Annotated in this window: 14 protein-coding genes; 13 read left to right on the forward strand and 1 reads right to left on the reverse strand. The window is 71.7% G+C overall.

Annotation, left to right across the window (positions count from 1 at the left end):
• Positions 1-22 precede the first annotated feature (22 nt).
• The 9 genes from HNQ70_RS17350 (at position 23) to HNQ70_RS17390 (ending at position 17,934) form a co-directional block, all read left to right on the forward strand.
• On the forward strand, positions 23-388 hold the full coding sequence (locus tag HNQ70_RS17350) for a response regulator transcription factor (RefSeq protein ID WP_183970126.1): 366 nt from the start codon (positions 23-25) through the stop codon (positions 386-388).
• Positions 385-1,065, forward strand: a complete 681-nt coding sequence (locus tag HNQ70_RS17355) for a chemotaxis protein CheW (RefSeq protein ID WP_183970128.1) — start codon at positions 385-387, stop codon at positions 1,063-1,065. Before HNQ70_RS17350 ends, HNQ70_RS17355 begins: the two co-directional genes overlap by 4 nt.
• Positions 1,066-1,096: 31 nt before the next feature.
• Positions 1,097-3,625 carry a methyl-accepting chemotaxis protein gene (locus tag HNQ70_RS17360; RefSeq protein WP_183970130.1) on the forward strand — a complete coding sequence of 843 codons (2,529 nt, stop codon included), beginning with the start codon at positions 1,097-1,099 and terminating at the stop codon, positions 3,623-3,625.
• 26 nt (positions 3,626-3,651) lie between these two features.
• Positions 3,652-9,969 (forward strand): Hpt domain-containing protein, encoded by a 6,318-nt coding sequence (locus HNQ70_RS17365; protein WP_183970132.1) that lies wholly within the window; start codon positions 3,652-3,654, stop codon positions 9,967-9,969.
• A gap of 120 nt (positions 9,970-10,089) precedes the next feature.
• On the forward strand, positions 10,090-11,277 hold the full coding sequence (locus HNQ70_RS17370) for an efflux RND transporter periplasmic adaptor subunit (protein ID WP_183970134.1): 1,188 nt from the start codon (positions 10,090-10,092) through the stop codon (positions 11,275-11,277).
• A 1-nt stretch (position 11,278) separates the two neighbouring features.
• Positions 11,279-14,401 (forward strand): efflux RND transporter permease subunit, encoded by a 3,123-nt coding sequence (locus tag HNQ70_RS17375; protein ID WP_183970136.1) that lies wholly within the window; start codon positions 11,279-11,281, stop codon positions 14,399-14,401.
• An 89-nt stretch (positions 14,402-14,490) separates the two neighbouring features.
• Entirely contained in the window at positions 14,491-16,017 is a 1,527-nt protein-coding gene (locus HNQ70_RS17380; RefSeq protein WP_183970461.1) for an efflux transporter outer membrane subunit, read from the forward strand.
• Positions 16,014-16,568 carry a TetR/AcrR family transcriptional regulator gene (locus HNQ70_RS17385; RefSeq protein ID WP_183970138.1) on the forward strand — a complete coding sequence of 185 codons (555 nt, stop codon included), beginning with the start codon at positions 16,014-16,016 and terminating at the stop codon, positions 16,566-16,568. The genes HNQ70_RS17380 and HNQ70_RS17385 overlap by 4 nt, the downstream gene beginning before the upstream one ends.
• A gap of 97 nt (positions 16,569-16,665) precedes the next feature.
• A complete protein-coding gene (locus HNQ70_RS17390) occupies positions 16,666-17,934 on the forward strand; it encodes an ATP-binding protein (protein ID WP_183970140.1) in 1,269 nt (422 codons plus the stop codon).
• On the opposite strand, the gene HNQ70_RS17395 is transcribed toward HNQ70_RS17390, so the two are convergent.
• Positions 17,907-19,451, reverse strand: coding sequence for a cryptochrome/photolyase family protein (locus HNQ70_RS17395; protein ID WP_183970142.1), 1,545 nt, complete (start codon positions 19,449-19,451; stop codon positions 17,907-17,909). The two genes, HNQ70_RS17390 and HNQ70_RS17395, sit on opposite strands and share 28 nt — an antisense overlap.
• Before the next feature lie 121 nt (positions 19,452-19,572).
• Here HNQ70_RS17395 and HNQ70_RS17400 point away from each other — a divergent pair, with 121 nt between their 5' ends.
• From HNQ70_RS17400 to HNQ70_RS17415, 4 genes are read left to right on the forward strand one after another with little or no spacing between them, the layout of a single operon-like run.
• Entirely contained in the window at positions 19,573-20,145 is a 573-nt protein-coding gene (locus HNQ70_RS17400) for a YqgE/AlgH family protein (protein WP_425504390.1), read from the forward strand.
• 22 nt (positions 20,146-20,167) lie between these two features.
• Positions 20,168-20,587 (forward strand): Holliday junction resolvase RuvX, encoded by a 420-nt coding sequence (gene ruvX, locus HNQ70_RS17405; RefSeq protein WP_183970145.1) that lies wholly within the window; start codon positions 20,168-20,170, stop codon positions 20,585-20,587.
• On the forward strand, positions 20,568-21,077 hold the full coding sequence (gene pyrR / locus HNQ70_RS17410; protein ID WP_183970147.1) for a bifunctional pyr operon transcriptional regulator/uracil phosphoribosyltransferase PyrR: 510 nt from the start codon (positions 20,568-20,570) through the stop codon (positions 21,075-21,077). Before ruvX ends, pyrR begins: the two co-directional genes overlap by 20 nt.
• Positions 21,074-22,072 (forward strand): aspartate carbamoyltransferase catalytic subunit, encoded by a 999-nt coding sequence (locus tag HNQ70_RS17415; RefSeq protein WP_425504391.1) that lies wholly within the window; start codon positions 21,074-21,076, stop codon positions 22,070-22,072. The genes pyrR and HNQ70_RS17415 overlap by 4 nt, the downstream gene beginning before the upstream one ends.
• Positions 22,073-22,083: the final 11 nt, after the last annotated feature.

Raw genomic sequence — 22,083 nt, forward strand, 5'->3', positions numbered from 1 at the left:
GAGCACTGACAGGAATCCGGCAATGGCCCACAAGATCCTGGTCGTGGACGACTCCCCGACCGAACGCTTCTTCCTGGCCGATCTCCTGGTCAAGAAGGGCTATACCGTGATCACCGCGGGCGACGGCGACGAGGCCTTTGCGAAGGTGAAGGCTGAGCGTCCCAGCCTGGTGCTGATGGACGTTGTGATGCCCGGCCAGAGCGGCTACCAGGTGACGCGCGCGCTGTCGCGCGACCCGGACACGCAGGCCATCCCCGTGGTGATGTGCACCAGCAAGTCCAACGAGACCGACCGCATCTGGGGCCTGCGCCAGGGCGCGCGCGACTATCTCGTCAAGCCGATCCGGCCCGACGAGCTGCTCGCCAAGATCGCGGGGCTGGTGGCATGAACGACCGCGCCATCATCGACGACGAGGTCCTGCTCGACGACCACCGCGCCATCCCCGGCTTCGAGCGCCTTGGCGCGCTGGCCGGCGACGCGGACGACAAGGGCCACCTGCGCCAGTTCCAGGCGCGGCTGTCCGAGCGGCTGCGCCATGCCGACACTGCGCCGCGCGTGGCGCGGCTGGGCCTGCTGATCGGCGGCCAGCGCTGGCTGGTGGACCTGGCCGAGGCCGGCGAGATCGTGCCCTGGCCGGTGGCGATCACGCCGGTGCCGTTGACCGCGCCGTGGTTCCGCGGGCTGGTGAACCTGCGCGGCGTGCTGTTCGGCGTGTCGGACCTCGATCGCTTCGCGGGCGGCGAGGCCACGCCGCTGTCACGCGATTCGCGGCTGCTGGCCTTCGGCGCCTCGCTGAACCTGAACGCTGCGCTGCTGGTGTCGCGGATGCTGGGCCTGCACGACCCGATGGGGTGGCAGGTGGCAGAGGGCGAGGGCGCGCAGGGGCAGGAGCCGGCCTCGGCTGCGGGCGTGGCCCACGCGCAGGCCTCGGTCCACGCGCAGACGCCAGCACCGGCCCCCACCTGGGCCGGCCGCAGTCTGGTCGACGGCGAAGGCCGCACCTGGCGCGAACTCAGTCTCGCCCGCCTCGCGGCGGACGAGCGTTTCCTCAGCGCGGGCCGCTGAGGCGCCCGCCGACCGATCGAGGGATGCAACGATGAAGCTGCCTGGCTTCCTGTTCTCCAGCGGTGGCGGCGGCAGCGCCGTCGCAGACCCCGACACCGCGATCGCGGACGCCTTCCTGCTGGAGCCGGATCCCGCGGATCTGCCTCGGCGCGGCGACGCGTATGGCGATGCGCCGGATACCGGGACGTTCGGCCGGAACTCCGGGGCCGATGGCGGCGGCGCATCGGGTGATGTCTCCTTTGGCTCCTTCGGTGGCTCCTCGGCTGGTGCTTTCGGTGGCACGGCCGTCGCCGCTGCCGCAGGCGCCGCTGCGACCTCCCCCTCCTCCTGGGGCCGCGAAACCTCCCCCCCTTCCGGCAGTGCCGCATTCCGCGCCCCCTCGGCTTCGCCTGCTTCCGCGCAGGGCGCCGCGCGCGACACCTCGCGGGGCCGCCGTTCCTTTGGCGCTGGCCGTTCCCTCGGCTCCGGCTCCGGCTCCGGCTTCTGGAGCTTCGCCACCCGCCTGCCCTGGATCGGCGACAAGCCCTTCCGCAAGCAACTCCAGGTGCTGGTGCCGGCGCTGGCAGTCTCGCTGGCGGTGGTGGCGGCCATCCTCTGGTTCGATTCGCGCCAGGCGGGCAATGCGGCGCTGCTCAACCAGATCATCGGCGACGCGCTGACGCATTCGCAGCGGCTGGCCAAGGCCGCGCCGGGCGCGGTGTCCGGCAATGCCGAGGCGATGCGCCAGCTGCGCGACAGCCGCGCGGCGATGAGCGCCTCGGTGGCCATGCTGCAGGGCGCGCCCACCCTGGGCGGCCGCAGCGCTGACGCGCCGTCGGTGATCGTCCCCGACATCCACCGGCTGGACCAGATGTGGAAGGGCACCGACGCGGCCGCCGGCAAGCTGGCGCAGCACGAGCGGCTGCTGGCCTCGCTGGGCGCGATGCGCAAGGCGGTCAACGATTCGAACAGGGCGCTGCTGGACGCGGCGCAGGTGGTGGCTGCGCACAAGCTGCAGTCGAACGCCCCGGCGCGCGAGGTCTCGGCGGCCGGCGACCTGGTGATGCTCACGCAGAAGATCGCCAAGGACGTCAACCAGCTGGTGCTGGGCGAGTCGGTGAACGCCGAGGCCGCGGCAACGCTGGGCGCTGACGCGGTGTTCTTCCGCGAGATCACAGCGAACCTGCTGTCGGGCAACGACCGGCTGCGGATGGCGCCCACGCAAGACCCGGCCAGCCGGCGCGCGCTGGAGGAAATCCGCCGCGTGATGGAGCGGATCGACGAGCCGCTCACGCTGATGGCGCGCGAGCTGCCGCGCATCCAGGAGGCCAAGCGCGCCGAGTTCACCATCTTCAGCGACAGCGAGTCGCTGCGCACTCACCTGGAGAGCATCCAGGGCAGGCTGCAGGCCGACGGCGCGGCGCGCTCCTGGACCAACTGGATTGCGGCGCTGTTCGGGCTGGTGGCGCTGCTGTCTTCGGTGGGGCTGGTGCAGGCCTACCTGAACGACACCGGCTCGCGCGCCGAGGAGGCCGAGCGCCAGCGCCGCGAGGCCGAGCGCCTGGAGCAGGAGGCCAAGCTGGCCAACGACCAGAACCAGGCGGCCATCCTGAGGCTGATGAACGAGCTGCAGGAGGTGGCCGACGGCGACCTCACCATCCAGGCCACGGTGTCCGAGGACATCACCGGCGCGATCGCCGATTCGGTGAACTACACCGTCGAGGAGCTGCGCAGTCTGGTCTCGAGGATCAACGCCACCGCCGGCCAGGTGGAGGCGGCGTCCTCCAAGGCGCAGGAAATCGCCACCGGCCTGCAGGCGGCTTCCGAGCAGCAGTCGCTCGAGATCCGCGACACCGGCGAGGCGGTGCTCGAGATGGCGCACCGCATCGACGAGATGGCGCTGCGCGCGGCCGAGTCCGCCAAGGTGGCGCGGCAGTCGCTGCGTGCCTCCGAGGGGGGCGCAGGCGCGGTCGAGAACGCGATCACCGGCATGGACGGCATCCGCGACCAGATCCAGGAGACCGCCAAGCGCATCAAGCGGCTGGGCGAGTCCTCGCAGGAAATCGGTGAGATCGTCGAGCTGATTTCCGACATCACCGAGCAGACCAACGTGCTGTCGCTGAACGCCGCCATCCAGGCGGCGTCCGCCGGCGAGGCGGGCCGCGGCTTCACGGTGGTGGCCGAGGAGGTGCAGCGGCTGGCCGAGCGCTCCGCCGAGGCCACCCGCCAGATCGCCGCGCTGATCCGCGCCATCCAGACCGACACCCAGGACGCGGTGGCGGCGATGGAGCGCAGCACCCAGGGCGTCGTCGAGGGCACCCGGCTCTCCGACGAGGCCGGCCGGGCGCTGGGCGAGATCGGCCGCGTGTCCACGCGGCTGGCCGAGCTCATCGAGGGCTTCTCCGCCACCGCATCGAAACAGTCGGCCTCCGCCGCCACGGTTGCACAGGCCATCCAGCGCATCCTGCTGGTGACCGAGCAGACCGGCGAAGGCACCCTCCAGACCGCGGGCTCGATCCGCCAGGTCTCCGAACTTGCGCAGGAGCTCAAGAGTTCCGTCTCGCGCTTCAAGGTGGCCTGAGCCGCGCCGCATCGAGGAACAGACAGATGGCCGATCTCGTGACCCTTTCCTGGTGCCTCGGCGAGATCCGCGAGGCGCTTGCCCACGCCGACCGGCTGCTCGAGCGCCAGCTCGCCTCCGAGGACGACGACCTGGCTTCGCTGCGCTCCGCGCGGGCCAGCCTGCACCAGGCGCACGGCGCGCTGCAGGTGGTGGCGATCGAGGGCGTGCCGCTGCTCACCGAGGAGGCCGAGCGTCTGCTGGATGCGGTCGAGCGCGGCGAGGTGCTGCTCAGCGGCAAGCTGGTCTCGCGGCTGTCGCGCGCCTTCCAGGCGCTGGTCGAGCACCTGGAGACCCTGCTGGCCGGCGTGCCGCACCAGCCGCTGCTGCTCTACCCTTACTACAAGGGGCTGCTGGAGGCGCGCCGCGCCGACCGCATCCATCCGGCCGACCTGTTCTTCCCCGACCTGTCCTCGGCGCGGCCGCCGCAGCCCGAGGGCGGCTTCCGCCAGGCCGAGCCCGCCGAGCTGGCCGCTGCGCGCGCCGGCTTCGAGCGCGGGCTGCTGCAGGTGATGCGCGGCGCCGACGCTGCTGCAGGCGCCGCAGCGATGGGCGCGTCGATCGACGCGGTTGGCGCTTCGCAGGTGGGCGCGGCCAATCGCAGTTTCTGGTGGGTGGCGCAGGCCTGGTTCGAGGCGCTGTCGGCCGGCGCGCTGCCGGTGGACGTGACGCTCAAGCGCCTGCTCGGGCGGCTGAACCTGCAGCTGCGCAAGACCATCGAGGAGCGCGCCCCGGTGGCCGGGCAGCTCACCCGCGAGATGCTGTTCGGACTGGCCGGGGTGCAGGCGAACACGCCGCGGGTGGCGGCGGTGCGCGCGGGCTTCGGTCTGGACGGCGCGGTGCCGGAGGGCTACGAGGAGCCGAGCTACGGCCGCCTGGACGCGCGCGTGGTGCGCGCCGCCCGCGAGGCGATCGGCCGCGCGCGCTCCGCGCTCGACAAGGTCACCCGCGGCAACGCCGCCGAGCTCGCCGCCTTTAGCCAGGCCGTGGACGCGTTCTGCGACAACGTCCAGCAGATGCCCACCGAGGGCCTGCGGGCGCTCGGGCGTGCCTTCGCTGAAGTGCGCGCGCGGCTGGGCGATCGCGAGGGGCTGCTGGGCGAGGCGCTGTCGCTGGAGCTGGCCACCGCGATCCTGTTCGCCGAGCAGGCGCTCGAGGACGGCGCCCGGCCGGGCTCCGACCATGACCGCCACGGCCACGAGATGGCGCGCCGGCTGGGCGTCGCCTTCGCCGGCGACGGCCCGTTCGACGCCGAGATGCCCGAGTGGCTGCGCAGCCTGAGCCGCGCCGCCCAGGACCGGATGACGATGATCGCTTTCGTCGCCGAGACCGGGAACAACCTGCGCGCAGTGGAGAAGACGCTGGACGCCTTTTTCCGCGACCAGTCCCAGCGCGAAGGCCTGCCGGGCTGCGTGCGCGCGCTGCATCAGGTGGCCGGCGCGCTGCGCCTGCTGGGCCATGAGGGCGCCGCCGCCGGCGCCGAGTCGGTGGCGGTGCGGGTCGCCGCGCTTGCCAATGGCGACGCGTCGGCGGCCGACCCGGAGGGCTTCGAGCGGATCGCATCGAGCGTGGGCGCGATCGGTTTCTTCGTCGAGGGCCTGCAGCGCCCGGACCGCCAGTCGGGCCGCTTCGAGTACGACGAGGCCAGCGGCGATTTCCATGCCCATCTGACGCAGGCGCGGGTAGCGCGGGCGGGCGGGGCGGTGGGGGCGGTGGGGGCGGCGGGTGCAGGTGCGGGTGGAGATTCAGGCGCAGGTGGAAATTCGGGCATAGGTGCGGGTGCGGTTGGCGGGGAGCGGGAGGGCGCGTTCGCTCAGGCGGTGACGGAAGGGGCTTCGGCGCACGCTGCGTCGAACGCCTTGTGGGAATCTTTGTCGGAATATTCGCAGGGCGCCGGGTCACGGGCGGACCGCGACGCGGACGCCGCCGCCGCTGCTGACGTCGACGCCAGCCAGCCCTCGGCCGAGTCCGTCCTGGAAATGCATGCGGACGAGGCGGCCAGCCTGTTCGTCGCGCTGGCAGAGCGCCCCGGCGACGCGGTGCTGCGCGGCGCAATGCGCGAGACCCTGGCGCGGGTGCGCGATGCGGCGATGCTGCTCGACCGCGCCGACCGACGTCATGGCGCCGACGAGGCGCTGGCGCTGCTTGGCGCGCCGGGCGACGTTGATGCGGCCCGCCTGGCGAAGGCCCTGGAGGCGGCCGGGATCGCGCTGCCGGTGGCCGTCGTGCCGAGCGCGCCGATGCCCGCCGACGAGGCCGCGGTCGACAGCGAGCTGCTCGAGATATTCCTCGGCGAGGCGGAGGAGGTGCTCGCCGCGATCGAGGAGCATGCCGCACTGTCCATCGCCACGCCTTCGGATGCTCAGTATTTGACCACCATCCGCCGCGGTTTCCACACGCTGAAGGGCTCGAGCCGCATGGTCGGCCTGATGCCGTTCGGCGAGGCAGGCTGGGCGCTGGAGCAGGCGCTGAACCAGTGGCTGGCCGACGAGCGCCCGGGCGACGAGCCGCTGTATGCGCTGATCGACGACGCCGTGGCCCGGATGGCGCAGTGGGTTGCCGAGCTGCGCGCCGATCCGGCCAGCGCAGCGGCGATCGCGCCGCGAGTGCTGGTTGCGCATGCCGATGCGGTGCGCGAGGGACGCGATCCGGCGCAGGCGATGGCTGATGCGAGGGAAGTGGCGGCAGCGGAGGCAGCGGAGGCAGAGGCGGCAGCGACGGCGGCGACGGCGGCGACGGAAGCCCCGGCACAAGCGGGCGCTGGTGCGGCAGAAGCGGATGCGCTGACGCTTGCCGAATTGCCGGGCGAAGCCGCAGTCGATGCGGCCGCCCTCGAAGACACGGCAGACGTTGTCGAGGTCCTGGGCGCCTTCGAGTTTCACGAAGAAGCGTTCGAGGCACCGCGGGCCGAGGCAACGCAGATCGAGGCATCGCAGACCGACGCATCGCTGGCCGACGCATCGCTGGCCGAAGCGCTGCCGGCCGAAGCGCTGCCGGCTGACGGCCAGGAAGCCACCGTCGAGGCGGACGCCATCCGTTTCTTCGACGCCGACGTGGACCTCGGCGACATCGAGGAGGTGGAACTCGGCGCCGTCGCGCCGGCCGAGGCGGACAACTCCCTGTCTGATCCGCAGTGCGAAACCTTCACGCAGCCCGAGGCATTCACCGAGCAGCCCGGGGCAGTCACGTCGCAGCCCGCGGCAGTCACGTCGCCGCCCGAATCCGTCGAGCTTCCCGACGTAGTCACAATCGGCGCGCGCGAACTGAGCCGGCAGCTCTACACGATCTTCCTGTCGGAAGCCGACGACCTGATCGGGCGGCTGACCGACGACGTCTTCGCCTGGCGCGCCAATCCGGCCCGCGGCGCAAGCAGCGACGGCACGCGTGCCGCGCACTCGCTCAAGGGCAGCTCCAGCGTCGTCCAGCTCGACGGCGTGCACCGGATCGCCGAACGCCTGGAGGCCTTCATGCAGGCGCAGCGCGCCTGCAGCGAGGTTCCGGAGCCTGCGGAGCTGCAGGTGGTCTCCGACGCGGTCGAGCGGATGCAGGCGATGCTGCACCAGTTCGCCGCGGGTGCCGAGCCGCGCGACGAGCCGCTGGCGTTCGAGGCGATCGCCGCGCTGGCCGCCTGGTGGCGCGCCAAGCTCAAGGCTCCGCTGGCGCCCGAGGAAGGGCACGAGTACGCGGATTCCGCAGAGGCCGAGGCCTCCTTTTCCGGAGAGTGGGGCGGCGAGCCGGCGGGTGCGTCGTTTTCCGCACCGGAAGGCTTTGGCGCCGGCGAGGACGGCCACGACGACGATGCAGCCGCGGCGGTGCTGACGGTCGACGAGATCGACGCGGACCTGCTGCCGGTGTTCATCGAGGAGGCCGAGGACCAGCTGCCGCAGATCGGCGAGAACCTGCGGGCCTGGCAGCAGCGGCCCGCCGACGCGTCGCTGCCGCAGAAGCTGATGCGCCAGCTGCACACCGTCAAGGGCAGCGCGCGCATGGCTGGCGCGATGGTGCTGGGCCAGCGGGTGCATGACATCGAGACCCGCGTCGAGGCGCTCGCCGGCCTGGCCGCTGCGCCGGTGGCGATGATCGACGAGCTGGTTGCCGAGCATGACGCCGCGGTGGCGTGCTTCGAGGCGCTGAGGTCCTGGCCGGGTCCGCTGGAGGCGCAGCCGGTCGGGGCGGCCGATTCGGCGGCATCGGAGCAGGCCGCCGCCGCCGCTGTACTGCAGGAGCAGGCGCCCGCGTCGACTGCTCTCGAGGCGCCTGCTGCCGGCGCGTCCGCCGTCGCAGCGTCGGAAGTCACGGCCTCTTCTGCAGATGCCGCGCCCTCAGCGTTCTCCGCGCCCGCCGCTGGCGGCGGGGCGCCGCTCGCATCGCCCGCCGATGGCGTCTCCGATCCAGGCTCATCGCTTGAGCCTGCGCGCTTCGCCGCGACTACGGTGCCCGCGGCCAGCGCCGAGCCCGCAGCCGCTCAGCGCGCCCATCCCATGGTCCGCGTTCGCGCCGACCTGCTCGACCGGCTGGTCAACGAGGCCGGCGAGGCGTCCATCGCGCGTTCGCGGCTGGACAACGGCTTCACCGGCCTGCGCCAGTCGCTCGCCGACCTCACCGAGAACGTCGCGCGGCTGCGCTCGCAGCTGCGCGAGATCGAGATCCAGGCCGAGTCGCAGATCCAGGCGCGCATCGCGCAGCGCCGCGACGACGATCGCGACTTCGACCCGCTCGAGTTCGACCGCTTCACGCGTTTCCAGGAGCTCACGCGGATGCTGGCCGAGTCGGTCAACGACGTGGCCACCGTGCAGCACAACGCGATCCGCACGCTGGAGGATTCGTCCAAGGACCTGCACCGGCAGGGCCAGGTGCTGCGCGACCTGCAGCAGAACCTGATGCGGGTGCGGATGCTGCAGTTCGGCTCCATCGGCGACCGGCTCTACCGCGTGGTGCGTCAGGCCGCCAAGGAGCTGGACAAGCGAGTGAACCTCGACATCCGCGGCGCCACCGTGGAGATCGACCGCAGCGTTCTGGAACGCATGGCGGGCCCGATCGAGCATCTGCTGCGCAACTCGGTGGCGCACGGCATCGAGCCGCGCGAGCGCCGCGTGGCCGCCGGCAAGCAGGAGACCGGCGAGATTTCGGTGGAGGTGCGCCAGGAGGGCCGCGAGATCGTGCTGTCCTTCGCCGACGACGGCGGCGGCCTGGACGCCGAGCGCATCCGCGCCCGCGCGCTGGCCGCCGGCCTGATCGCGCCGGACGCGCAGCTCGGCGCCGGCGAGCTCGGCGACCTGATCTTCACGCCGGGCTTCAGCACCGCCGACACCGTCACCGAGATCAGCGGCCGCGGCGTCGGCATGGACGTGGTGCGTTCCGAGGTGGCCTCGCTGGGCGGGCGCATCGAGACCGAGTCCATGCCCGGTCAGGGCACGCGCTTCACCATCCACCTGCCGCTCACGCTGGCGGTGTCGCAGGTGGTGCTGGTGAGCGCGGGCAAGGCGCGCTTCGCCGTGCCCTCGTCCAGCGTCGAGCAGTTGCTGCAGCTCAAGCCGCAAGCGCTCGCCTCCGCCTATGCGGAGCGCTCGGTGGAATGGCAGGGCACGCGCGTGCCGCTCTTCTTCCTCGGCTCGCTGGTCGAGATGCCGGACCTGAACCCGGTGGCGCAGCACTACTCGCCGGTGCTGGTGCTGCGCTCCGGTCACCAGCGCATCGCGCTGCACTGCGACGAGGTCACGCGCAACCAGGAGGTGGTGGTCAAGAACGTCGGCCCGCAGGCGGCTCGCGTGCGCGGCGTGACCGGCGCCACGGTGCTGGGCAACGGCGACATCGTGCTGATCGTCAACCCGGTGGCGCTGGCCCAGGTGGCGGCCGGCGAGGTGCTCGACCGGGTGGTGAAGGCTCCGTCGATCGCCGCGGTGATGGCCGAGGCACTGCCGCCGGTGGTGATGGTGGTGGACGACTCGGTGACCGTGCGCAAGGTGACCCAGCGCCTGCTGGCGCGCGAGGGCTACCAGGTGATGCTCGCCAAGGATGGCGTGGACGCGCTGCGCCAGCTGGAGGACACGGTGCCCGACGTGATGCTGCTGGACATCGAGATGCCGCGCATGGACGGCTTCGACCTGGCCCGCCACCTGCGCGGCAACGAGCGCCTGCGCGAGGTGCCGATCGTGATGATCAGCTCGCGCACCGCCGACAAGCACCGCAACCACGCGATGTCGCTGGGCGTGAACGTCTTTCTGGGCAAGCCCTACGGCGAGACGCAGCTGCTGGAGCAGGTGGCCGGCTTCACCGCCAATCGTCGCAAGGCGATCGCCGGCTGAGGCGCCAGCCGCCCCCTCTTCCCGACGGCCGGCTCCCCCGGCCGTCTTTATTTTCTTTTCTGTGAGACAAAACTGTCTCAAGTGATATGATTCCGTATTAACCCCCTCGGACAAGACCACATGCAACCGAAGAACCTCCGCTTCGGCCTTCCCGCGCTGGCGCTCTCGATCGCCGCGCTGCTTGCAGGCTGCAATTCCGGCGACCAGGGCGCCGGCCCCGGGGGCGCGCCCCCGCCCGCGCCTGTTGGCGTGATACAGGTGGCGCCGCAGGCGACCACGGTCACCAGCGAGCTGCCGGGCCGGCTGGAATCGGTGCGCGTGGCCGAGGTGCGCGCCCGCGTGCCCGGCGTGGTGCTGGAGCGCAGCTTCCGCGAGGGCAGCGACGTGAAGGCGGGGCAGGTGCTGTTCCGCATTGACCCCGCGCCGCTGCGCGCCGACCTGCAGGCGGCCACCGCCAGCCTGCAGCGCGCCGAGGCCTCGCGCGAGCTGGCGCTGGTGCAGGTGCGCCGCTACGAACCGCTGGTGAAGGCCAACGCGGTGAGCCGCCAGGAGTACGACAACGCAGCCGCCGCGCTCAAGCTGGCCGACGCCGAAGTGGCCGCGCAGCGCGCCGCCCGCGACCGCGCCCGGCTGAATCTGGGCTACGCCACCGTCAACGCGCCGATCGCCGGCCGGATCGGCCGCGCGCTGGTCACCGAGGGCGCGCTGGTCGGCCAGGGCGAGGCCACGCCGATGGCGCGCATCCAGCAGATCGATCCCATCCATGCCGACTTCACCCAGCCTGCCTCGGAACTCACGCGGCTGCGCGAGGCCTTCGAGCGCGGCGAGATCTCCGACGCGGGCAATGCGGCCGGGCGCGTGAAGCTGGTGCTGGATGACGGCACCGAGTATCCGCTCGCGGGCACGCTGCTGTTTTCCGACGCAGAGGTGGACCGCAGCAGCGGCCAGGTGACGCTGCGCGCCCGCTTCGCCAACCCCGAGCGGCGGCTGCTGCCCGGCATGTACGTCCGCGTGCGCCTGGAGCAGGGGGTGGAGCAAGGGGCGCTTCGCGTGCCGCAGCAGGCGGTGCAGCGTTCCACCGACGGCGGCGCAAGCGTCTGGGTGCTGGACGCAGAGAACAAGCCGGTGCCGCGCCCGGTGAAGACCGGCGCCGCGGTGGGCGACGAATGGGTGGTGCGCGAAGGCCTGAAGGCCGGCGACACCGTGGTCGTCGAGGGCTTCCAGAAGATCCGCCCGGGGGCGCCGGTGCAGCCGACTCCGTGGAGCCGCAGCCCCGCCGCCCCGGCCGCCGAAAAGCCGGGAGCCTGACATGCCGCGTTTCTTCATCGACCGGCCAATCTTCGCCTGGGTGGTGGCGCTGTTCATCATCCTGGCGGGGATCCTGGCCATCCCCAGCCTGCCAATCTCGCAGTACCCGAGCGTGGCGCCGCCCAGCGTCGAGATCTCGGCCGTCTACCCGGGCGCGTCCGCGCAGACCGTCGACCAGGCGGTCACCAGCCTGATCGAGCAGGAGCTCAACGGCGCCAAGGGCCTGCTCTACTACGAGTCGCAGAGCAACTCCTACGGTCGTTCCTCCATCTCCGCCACCTTCGCGCCGGGCATCGATCCCGACCTGGCGATGGTCGACGTGCAGAACCGCATCAAGAAGGCCGAGTCGCGGCTGCCGCAGGCGGTGATGCGGATGGGCCTGCAGGTGGAGAAGGCGAGCAGCAACTTCCTGATGGTGGTCACGCTGTCGTCGAAGGACGGGCGGCTCAACCAGCTGGGGCTGGCCGACTACATCACGCGCAACGTCATCAACGAAGTCCGCCGCGTGCCGGGCGTGGGCAAGGCGCAGCTCTATGCCGCCGAGCGCGCGATGCGCGTCTGGATCGATCCCGAGCGCCTGGTCGGCTACGGCCTGTCAGCGCAGGAGGTCAACCAGGCCATTTCGGCGCAGAACACCCAGGTGCCGGCGGGAATGCTCGGCGATCAGCCGGCCACCAGCACGCAGCAGATCAGCGCCTCGGTGATCGTCAAGGGCCTGCTGGGCTCGCCCGAGGAGTTCGGCGAGATCGTGCTGCGCGCCAACCCCGATGGCTCCAAGGTGCGCCTGCGCGACGTCGCGCGCGTCGAGGTGGGCGGCGAAACCTACCAGTTCGGCGCGCACCTCAACGGCAAGGAAACCGCGGCGATCGCGATCCAGCTTGCGCCGGGCGCCAACGCGCTGGCCACCGCCGATGGCGTGGAGGCCAAGCTCGACGAACTGTCGCGCTACTTCCCCGACGGCGTCGAGTACGACACCCCGTACAACACCGCGCCCTTCGTGAAGATCTCGATCCAGCAGGTGCTCAAGACGCTGGCCGAGGCGATGGTGCTGGTGTTCCTGGTGATGCTGCTGTTCCTGCAGAACCTGCGCTACACGCTGATCCCGACCATCGTGGTGCCGATCGCGCTGCTGGGCACCTTCGCGGTGATGCTGGCAGCGGGCTTCTCGATCAACGTGCTGACCATGTTCGGCATGGTGCTGGCCATCGGCATCCTGGTCGACGATGCGATCGTGGTCGTCGAGAACGTCGAGCGCATCATGGCCACCGAGGGGCTGTCGCCCAAGGAGGCCACGCGCAAGGCGATGGGCCAGATCACCGGCGCGATCGTCGGCATCACGCTGGTGCTGGCGGCGGTGTTCTTCCCGCTGGCCTTCATGTCCGGCTCGGTGGGCGTCATCTACCGGCAGTTCTCGCTGTCGATGGCCACCTCCATCCTGTTCTCGGGCTTCCTCGCGCTGTCGCTCACGCCTGCGCTGTGCGCCACGCTGCTCAAGCCCATCCCGGCCGGGCACCACGAAGAGAAGAAGGGCTTCTCCGGCTGGTTCAACCGCTGGTTCCAGCGCACCACCGTGGGCTACGAGCGCAGCGTGGGCGGACTGGTGCGCCGCACCGGCCGCGGCATGGTGCTGTACCTCGCGCTGATCGCAGTGCTGGGCTACACCTACATGCGCCTGCCTTCGTCCTTCCTGCCGGTCGAGGACCAGGGCTTCACGATCACCGACGTGCAGCTGCCCGCGGGCGCCACCACCGGCCGCACCCGCGAGGCGCTGGCCCAGCTCGAGGGCTACATGATGTCGCGTCCCTCGGTGGCGAACATCGTTGCGATCAGCGGCTTCAGCTTCTCGGGAATGGGCCAGAACGCCGGTCTTGCGTTCACGGTGTTCAAGGACTGGTCCGAGCGCGGCCCTGACGAGTCCGCGTCGGCCGAGGCCAACCGGGCCAACGGCGCGATGTTCATGGGTGTGAAGGACGCGCAGATGTACACGCTGGTGCCGCCGGCCATTCCCGAGCTCGGCAGCGCGAGCGGCTTCTCGCTGCGCCTGCAGGACCGCGGCGGGCTGGGCCACGAGGCGCTGCTGGAGGCGCGCAACCGCCTGCTGGGGGCGGCCGCCAGCAACCCGGTGCTCGCCTATGCGCGGGTCGAAGGCCTGGAGGACGCGCCGCAGCTGCAGCTCGACATCGACCGCGACAAGGCCAACGCGCTGGGCGTGCCCTTCGAGCGGATCTCGCAGACGGTGTCGACCGCGCTGGGTTCCGCGGTGATCAACGACTTCGCCAACATGGGCCGCATGCAGCGGGTGATCGTGCAGGCCGACGTCGACGCGCGGATGACGCCGGAGGCGCTGCTGAACCTGAACGTCGCCAGCACCCGCGGCGCCATGGTGCCGCTGTCGGCCTTCGCCAGCACTTCCTGGACCACCGGCCCGGTGCAGCTGGTGCGCTACAACGGCTATCCGTCGTACCGGATCTCCGGCGACGTCAAGCCGGGCTACAGCACCGGCCAGGGCATGGAGGAGATGGAGCGGCTGATCTCCGAGCTGCCGGCGGGGGTCGGCTTCGAGTGGACCGGGCAGTCGCTGCAGGAGCGTCAGTCGGGCGCCCAGGCGCCGCTGCTGATGGGCCTGGCGCTGCTGGTGGTGTTCCTGGTGCTGGCGGCGCTCTACGAGAGCTGGACGATTCCGTTCTCGGTGATCCTGCTGGTGCCGATGGGCGTGGTCGGCGCGGTGCTCGCGGTCACGCTGCGCGGCATGCCGGACGACGTTTTCTTCAAGGTGGGATTGATCACGATCATCGGCCTGTCGGCCAAGAACGCGATCCTCATCGTAGAGTTCGCCAAGGATCTGGTCGCGCAGGGGATGGGCGTTGCCGAGGCCACGGTGGAGGCGGCGAAGCTGCGTTTCCGTCCGATCGTGATGACGTCGCTGGCCTTCATCCTGGGCGTGGTGCCGCTGGCGATCGCCACCGGCGCAAGCTCGGCGAGCCAGCGCGCCATCGGCACCGGCGTGATCGGCGGCATGATTGCGGCCACGGTGCTGGGCGTGTTCCTGGTGCCGGTGTTCTTCGTGGTGGTGCAGCGGCTGTTCGGCGGCAAGGCACGCGCCGCGGCCGGGGAGAAGGTCTGATGCAAGGGAATTCGAGCATGAAGCGGGGAATCGAGGCAGGGGAGCCGATGACGGGTCGGCGCAGCGGCAGCGGCGAAGGCCGCGGCGCGATGCCCGCGACCGGGCTGCGCGCGCCGCTGGCCGCAATCGCGGCGGCGCTGCTGGCGGCGGGCTGCTCCTTCGCGCCGGTGCATGAGCGGCCGGTGGCGCCGGTGGCGGCGGAGTGGCGCGACGCCGCCGCCGTGCAGCGCGCCGGCGCCGCGGCCGAGGCGCAAGCCGTCGCGGCCGCCGACATCGGCTGGCGCGAGTTCTACGCCGAGCCGGCATTGCAGGAGCTGATCGCGCGGGCGCTGGAGCACAACCGCGACCTGCGGATGGCGGTGCTCAACATCGAGGCGGCGCGCGCGCAGTACGGCATCCAGCGTGCCGACCGGCTGCCCGGCATCGGCGCGGGCGCCAGCGCCACGCGCCAGCGGGTGCCGGCCGATCTCTCGCCGAGCGGCAGCTCGAGGGTCGCCGAGCAGTACGACGCCACCATCGGCATCAGCGCCTTCGAGCTGGACTTCTTCGGCCGGGTGCGCAACCTCGGCGAAGCGGCGCTGGCCGAGTATCTGGCCACTGCCGAGGCGCGCCGCGCGGCGCAGATCGCGCTGGTGGCGCAGGTCGCCGGCACCTGGGTCAGCGGGCTTGCCGCATCCGAGCAGCTGGCCCTGCTGGACCGCACGCTGCAGGCTCGGGAGGATTCGCTGCGGCTGATCCGTCTGCGCTACGACGGCGGCGCCGCCAGCGAGCTCGAAGTGCGCCAGGCCGAGGGCCTGGTCGAGAGCGCGCGCGCCGATCGCGCCGATGCGCAGCGCGATCGCCTGCAGGCCCGCAATGCGCTGGAGCTGCTGGTCGGCCAGCCGGTTGACGATGCCTCTCTGGGCGTGAAGCCGCTCGCTGCGGTGGCGCTGCCCCAGGCCCCGGCGGCCGGACTGCCCTCGGCGCTGCTCGAGCGGCGCCCCGACATCCTCGCTGCCGAAGAGCGGCTGCGCGGCGCCAGCGCCAGCATCGGCGCGGCGCGCGCGGCCTTCTTCCCGCGCATCACGCTGACCGGCGCGGTGGGCACCGCCAGCAGCGACCTCGACGGCCTGTTCGGCGGCGGCTCGGGCATCTGGAGCTTCCTGCCCAGGATCACCCTGCCGATCTTCGACGGCGGCCGCAACCAGGCGGGGCTGGACCTGGCCGAGGTGCGCCGGGATCTCGCGGTGGCCGGTTACGAGAAGACCGTGCAGCTGGCCTTCCGCGAAGTGGCCGACGCGCTGGCCGCCCGCAGCACCATCGGTTCCCGGCTCGCCGCCCGCCAGGCCCAGGTGGCCGCGGCGGCGCGCAGCCTGGAGCTCGCCGAGCTGCGCTACCGCGGCGGCGTCGACAGCCAGCTGCAGTGGCTGGATGCGCAGCGCTCGCTGCTTGGCGCCGAGCAGGCGCTGCTGGGCGCGCGGGTTGCGCAGGCGGCGAACCTCGTCGAGCTCTACAAGGTGCTGGGCGGCGGCTGGCTGGAGCGCAGCCCGGCCGCGGCCCCTGCCGCGGGTGATGCGAAGGGGGCTGCTGCGGTGCCCGGCGGGCAGGGGGCCGCGCCGTCGGGAACCGCCTCGTGAGTATCGACCGGGATCGGCTTCTGGAGGCGCTCGCAGCGGTTCTCGCCGAGCATCCCCGGCTGCCGATGGAGCAGGTGGCCCAGGCGGTCGGCGTCAGCCGCGCCACGCTGCACCGGATGTACCCAAGCCGCGACGCAGTGGTCTGCGCGGTGCTCGAGTACGCGCTCGAAGCCGCGATGCAGGCGATCGAGCGCGCCGACCTGGAGCGCGGCCCGGCCGACGAAGCGCTGGCGCGGCTAGTGGCGGAGTCCGTCCCGCAGGGCTCGCTGCATCTCTTCCTGGCCACCGACCGCGGCGAGCCTTGCGGCGCGAGCGCCGCCACCGATGCGCGCTGGGAGCCGCACCGCCAGCGCCTGCTCGCGATGTTCAGGCGCGGCCAGGAGGAGGGCGTCTTCCGCGTCGACCTGCCTGCGCGCTGGATGCTGGACGCCACGGGCGCGCTGCTGGTCGCCTCGGCGGAGTCGGTGCGCGCCGGCCGCCTGGCGCCTGCGAGCGTGACCGAGTCGGTGCTGGGGGTGCTGCTGGACGGCACGCGGCGGCGCGCGGCCTGAGGGCGCGGCCAGCGGCTCTGTTTCTCCGATCCACAGAGTCGGATGTGGTTGAAAATCAACCATTGAATGGTGGATTTTCAACCATTAGAATCCAGGAATGTATCCGCGCCACCTGCAGCCGCAGCTCGATGCGGCGCTGTCCGATACCCCCGTCGTGCTCGTCAACGGTGCGCGCCAGACCGGCAAGAGCACTCTCGTTGCGGCCGCCGCCGCCGCGCGAGGGATGCGCTACCTGACGCTGGACGACCGGGTGATGCTCGCTGCCGCCCGGGGAGACCCTGCCGGCTTCGTCGCCGGTCTTGGCGGGCCCGTCGTGATCGACGAGGTCCAGCGCGCCCCCGGGATATTCCTCGAGCTGAAGGCCGCCGTCGACCGTGATCGCCAGCCCGGCCGTTTCCTTCTCACGGGTTCGGCCAACGTCATGCTGCTGCCTGCGGTGGCGGATTCGCTCGCCGGGCGAATGGAGGTGCTGTCGCTGCTGCCGCTCTCCAGCGCCGAGCTCGCCGGCCACCCCGGATTCAATCGCGCGGACTGGCTGTTCGACGGCAAGCTCGGCGACCTGCCCATGCCGCCCTGCGACCGGGCGGCGCTGTCCGGGCGGCTGCTGGCGGGCGGTTTTCCCGAGGCGCTTGCGCGCGCTTCGCCAGCGCGGCGCGGTGCCTGGTTCGAGAACTACCTGCAGGCCATCCTGCAGCGCGACGTGCGCGAGCTCGCCAGCATCGAGCAGCTGACCGAGCTGCCGGAACTGCTGCAGCTGCTCGCCGAGCGCAGCGCCGGCCTGCTGAATTTCGCGGAAGTGTCCCGCGGCGTCGGCCTGCCGCAGAGCACCCTCAAGCGCTACTTCGCGCTGCTCGAGATGCTCTTCCTGGTCGAGCGCCTGCCGGCCTGGGACCGCAACCCGGGCAAGCGTCTGGTGAAGGCGCCCAAGGTCTTCGTGCGCGACACCGGGCTGCTGGCCCATCTGCGCGAGCTCTCCGCCAGCAGCCTGGACGCCATGCCCGGCCTGCCGGGTGCGCTGGTCGAGACCTTCGTGCTGGACGAGCTGCGCAAGCACCTCGCGTTCTCTTCCCGCGGGCTCGGGCTGTCGCACTACCGCACGCAGGGCGGCAACGAAGTGGACTTCATCCTCGAGTCCCGCTCAGGCGCCCGGCTGGTGGGCATCGAAGTGAAGGCGAGCGCCACGGTGGACGGGCGGGACTTCAAGGGCCTGCGCCACCTGAAGGAGTCGGAGCCCTCGTTCTCGCGCGGCATCGTCCTCTATTGCGGACGTGAGCTGGTTCCCTTCGCCGCCGACCTGTTCGCGGTGCCGCTGTCGATGTGGTGGGCAGCGCCCCCCGGTCAGCCCTCGCCCTTGAGCACTCCGTAGCGCGCCAGCGTCGCCTTGCGCGCGACATCGTGGTCCACCACCGGCCGCGGATAGTGCGTGCCCAGGCGCAGGCCCGCCTGCTGCAGCACCGCGGCGGGCGCCAGCCAGGGCGCATGGATGTGCTTGTCGGGAAGCTCGGAGAGCTGCGGCAGGTAGCGGCGGATGAAACGCCCCTCGGGGTCGAAGCGTCGCGACTGCGTCACCGGGTTGAAGATCCTGAACCAGGGCTGGGCGTCGCAGCCGGTGGATGCGGCCCACTGCCAGCCGCCGTTGTTGGCGGCCAGGTCGAAGTCGTTGAGGTGGGCCGCGAACCAGGCCTCGCCGCGGCGCCAGTCCACGCCCAGGTCTTTCGCCAGGAAGGATGCGGTGACCATCCGCAGCCGGTTGTGCATGTAGCCGCTGTGCGCCAGCTGCAGCATCGCGGCGTCCACCAGCGGGTAGCCGGTGGCGCCCGCGCACCAGGCGGCAAACAGTCGGTCGGCGTGCTCGCCGGTCTCCCAGGCGATGCGGTCGTACTCGGGCCGGAACGCCGCGCCCTCGGCCACCCGCGGATGGTGGTGCAGCACCTGGAAGTAGAACTCGCGCCAAATGAGCTCCGAGAGCCAGGTGGCTGCGCCCTCCGAGGCGGCGGGGTCGGCGCGCATCGCCTGCAGCGCGAAGCGCGCCAGCCCTCGCACCGACACCGTGCCGAAGCGCAGGTGCACCGACAGGTAGGACGGCCCGCGCACCGCGGGGTAGTCGCGCGCTTCGCGGTAGGCGCCGATGCGGTCGCTGAACTCGTCGAACAGCCGCTGCGCGCCGGATTCGCCGGTGGGGATGCCGTGGGTGCGCAGGTTGGTGCGTTCGAAGCCGAGCGACTCGAGCGCGGGGAGCTCGTGGCCCGGGGGCGGCGGGGCGAGCCTGCCGGCGGCGGGCCGCTCTGCACCGGGGGCCGATTGCGCAGCGCGCGCGTTCCGCTCCGCCGCGGGCGCGCCGGGCGCGGGCCCCTGCAGCCCCGTGGCGCGCTCGGCCAAGTCGGCGTCGGCCAGCCGCTTCATCCACGCCGCCTTGTAGGGGGTGAAGACCGAGAACGGGGTGCCCGCGCCGGTGAGCACCTCGCCGCGCTCGAACACCACCTGGTCCTTGAAGTCGCGCCAGTCGCGTCCGTCGGCGCGCAGCGCCTGCGCCACGGCGGCGTCGCGTGCCACGGCGGCGGGTTCGTAGTCGCGGTTGGCGTAGACGGCGCCGACCCCCAGCGTCGCCGCGAGGCGGGGAATCTCGTCGCATGCGCGGCCGTGCCTCACGATCAGCCCGCCGCCGTTGGCGCGCAGCGTCGCGTCCAGCTCGGCGAGGCTGTCGTGGATGAACTCGACGCGCCGGTCGGCGCGCGAAGGCAGCGCATCGAGGATGTCGCGGTCGAAGACGAAGGCGCACCAGACCTGCGCGCCCTCGCCGAGCGCGGCCGCCAGTGCCGCGTGATCCTGACTGCGCAGGTCGCGGCGGAACCAGACGAGGATCCTGGATGGGCGGGAAGGCATGGCGGGGGCCTGGATGTGAACGGGGAGGGGCCGAATTGTGCGGGGGGGCGGCGGTCTTTACAATCGGTCAACGGGCGTCCATTCCGGCGACGCCCCTCTCCCGCGGCCCGTGCCCAAGATCCTGATGCAGCCCGAGCTCGCCTCCGACCTCAAGAATCACTTCCTGGTGGCCATGCCTGGCATGGCCGATCCCAATTTCCACGGCAGCGTCGTCTACATCGCCGACCACAGCGAGAAGGGCGCGCTGGGCCTGCTGATCAATCGCCCGATGGACCTCGACCTCGGCGCGCTCTTCGAGCGAATAGAGCTCAGCCTGGCGGGCACCGACATCGGCGCTTCGCCGGTCCTGTTCGGCGGCCCGGTGCAGACCGACCGCGGCTTCGTGCTGCACCGGCCGGTGGGCAACTGGTCGTCCTCGCTGCGGGTCACCGACGAGGTGGCGCTCACCTCGTCCAAGGACGTGCTCGAGGCGGTCGCCGCCGGCACCGGCCCGGAGCAGCTGCTGGTGACGCTGGGCTACGCCGGCTGGGGCCCCGGCCAGCTCGAGGACGAGATCGCGCACAACGCCTGGCTCACCGCCCCGGCCGACGCGCAGCTGCTGTTCGACGTCCCGGTCGACAAGCGGCTGGCGCGCGCCTTCGCGCTGCTGGGCATCGACCCCGCCTTCCTTTCCTCCGAAGCGGGCCACGCCTGATCCGCCGCGAAGGGGCAGGGCGATGACCCGCGACGAGACCGTGCTCTGCTTCGACTTCGGCGAGCGCCGCATCGGCGTGGCGGTCGGCAATGCGCTGATCGGCTCCGCGCGACCGCTGGCGCTGATCGAAGAACCGGTGAACGACCGGCGTTTCGCGCGGATCGGCAAGCTGATCGAGGAATGGCTGCCGCAGCGCCTGGTGGTGGGCCGTCCGGGTGACGGCACGGTCGACGGCGCCGAACCCGCGCTGGCCGCTTCGGTGGCCCGCTGCGAGCGCTTCGCGCGCCAGCTGCACGGCCGCTTCCGGCTGCCGGTCGACTTCGTCGACGAGCGCTGGAGCACGCTCGAGGCGCAGCAGGGGCTGGCGCGCGGCGAGCCGGACGACGCCGAGGCCGCCGCGATAATCCTGCGACAATACTTCGATGAACGAAGCCAAGCTTGACGCCGAGGCCATTTACGCCTCGCTGCGCGACGCGATCCGCCGCGCGCTGGACGCGGCGCCGCAGCGCGGCGTCCACCTGATCGGAATCCACAGCGGCGGCGCCTGGATCGCCGAGCGCCTGCACCGCGACCTCGCCCTGCCCACGCCGCTGGGCACGCTGTCGTCCGCCTTCCATCGCGACGACTACGGCCATCGGCGCGGCCTGCCCGCCGAGATGAAGAGCACCGAGCTGCCCTTCGAGATCGGCGGCGCCGACATCGTGCTGGTCGACGACATCCTGTTCACCGGCCGCACGGTGCGCGCCGCGTTGAACGAGCTGTTCGACTTCGGCCGCCCCGCGCGCGTCGAGCTCGCGGTGCTGCTCGACCGGGGCGGGCGCGAGCTGCCCATCGAGGCGCGCTACTGCGGCGCGGTGCATCCGCTGCCGCACGATCGCAACTTCGTCCTGACCCGGGCCGACGACGCCCGCCTGTCGCTGCGCGTCGACTGAGCGCGCAGCCCCCGGAACCCCGCACCGAGCCCCGAATGCGCCATCCGCAACTGAACGCCAACGGCGAGCTGAAGCACCTGCTCACCATCGAAGGCCTGCCGCGCGCCACCGTCCAGCACATCCTGGACACCGCAGAGAGCTTCGTCGGCGTGGCCGAGCGGGAAGTGAAGAAGGTGCCGCTGCTGCGCGGCAAGTCGGTGTTCAACCTGTTCTTCGAGAACTCGACCCGCACCCGAACCACCTTCGAGATCGCCGCCAAGCGGCTGTCGGCGGACGTGCTGAACCTGAACATCAACACCTCGTCCGCATCCAAGGGCGAGTCGCTGCTCGACACCGTCGACAACCTGGCCGCGATGCACGCGGACATGTTCGTGGTGCGCCATGCGGCCAGCGGCGCACCCTTCCTGATCGCCGAGCACCTGGACCGCCATCACGGCCCGCACGTGCACGTGATCAACGCCGGCGACGGGCGCCATGCGCACCCCACGCAGGGGCTGCTCGACATGTACACGATCCGTCACTTCAAGAAGGACTTCACGCAGCTGCGCGTGGCCATCGTCGGCGACGTGCTGCATTCGCGGGTGGCGCGCTCGGACATCCATGGGCTGACCACGCTGGGCGTGCCCGAGGTTCGCGTGATCGGGCCGCTGACGCTGCTGCCCGCGGGCGTGGAGCAGATGGGTGTGCGCGTGTTCACGGACATGCGCGAGGGGCTGAAGGACGTCGACGTGATCATCATGCTGCGCCTGCAGAACGAGCGGATGCGCGGCGCGCTGCTGCCCTCGGCGCAGGAGTACTTCAAGCAGTACGGCCTCACCCGCGAGAAGCTGGCGCTGGCGAAACCCGACGCAATCGTGATGCACCCGGGGCCGATGAACCGGGGCGTGGAGATCGAGTCCCAGGTGGCGGACGGCCCGCAGTCGGTGATCCTCGACCAGGTCACCTTCGGCATCGCGGTGCGGATGGCCGTGATGAGCATCCTCGGCGCCAACTGAGGCGCCGCGCC

Origin of the sequence: Quisquiliibacterium transsilvanicum (assembly GCF_014202215.1) — a bacterium.
GTDB lineage: Bacteria > Pseudomonadota > Gammaproteobacteria > Burkholderiales > Burkholderiaceae_E > Quisquiliibacterium > Quisquiliibacterium transsilvanicum.

What these genes read in the sequence shown, in the direction of transcription:
- HNQ70_RS17350 (WP_183970126.1), top strand. Translation starts at nt 23, where the DNA reads ATGGCCCACAAGATCCTGGTCGTGGACGACTCCCCGACCGAACGCTTC.
- HNQ70_RS17355 (WP_183970128.1), top strand. Translation starts at nt 385, where the DNA reads ATGAACGACCGCGCCATCATCGACGACGAGGTCCTGCTCGACGACCAC.
- HNQ70_RS17360 (WP_183970130.1), top strand. Translation starts at nt 1,097, where the DNA reads ATGAAGCTGCCTGGCTTCCTGTTCTCCAGCGGTGGCGGCGGCAGCGCC.
- HNQ70_RS17365 (WP_183970132.1), top strand. Translation starts at nt 3,652, where the DNA reads ATGGCCGATCTCGTGACCCTTTCCTGGTGCCTCGGCGAGATCCGCGAG.
- HNQ70_RS17370 (WP_183970134.1), top strand. Translation starts at nt 10,090, where the DNA reads ATGCAACCGAAGAACCTCCGCTTCGGCCTTCCCGCGCTGGCGCTCTCG.
- HNQ70_RS17375 (WP_183970136.1), top strand. Translation starts at nt 11,279, where the DNA reads ATGCCGCGTTTCTTCATCGACCGGCCAATCTTCGCCTGGGTGGTGGCG.
- HNQ70_RS17380 (WP_183970461.1), top strand. Translation starts at nt 14,491, where the DNA reads ATGCCCGCGACCGGGCTGCGCGCGCCGCTGGCCGCAATCGCGGCGGCG.
- HNQ70_RS17390 (WP_183970140.1), top strand. Translation starts at nt 16,666, where the DNA reads ATGTATCCGCGCCACCTGCAGCCGCAGCTCGATGCGGCGCTGTCCGAT.
- HNQ70_RS17395 (WP_183970142.1), bottom strand. Translation starts at nt 19,451, where the DNA reads ATGCCTTCCCGCCCATCCAGGATCCTCGTCTGGTTCCGCCGCGACCTG.
- ruvX (WP_183970145.1), top strand. Translation starts at nt 20,168, where the DNA reads ATGACCCGCGACGAGACCGTGCTCTGCTTCGACTTCGGCGAGCGCCGC.
- pyrR (WP_183970147.1), top strand. Translation starts at nt 20,568, where the DNA reads ATGAACGAAGCCAAGCTTGACGCCGAGGCCATTTACGCCTCGCTGCGC.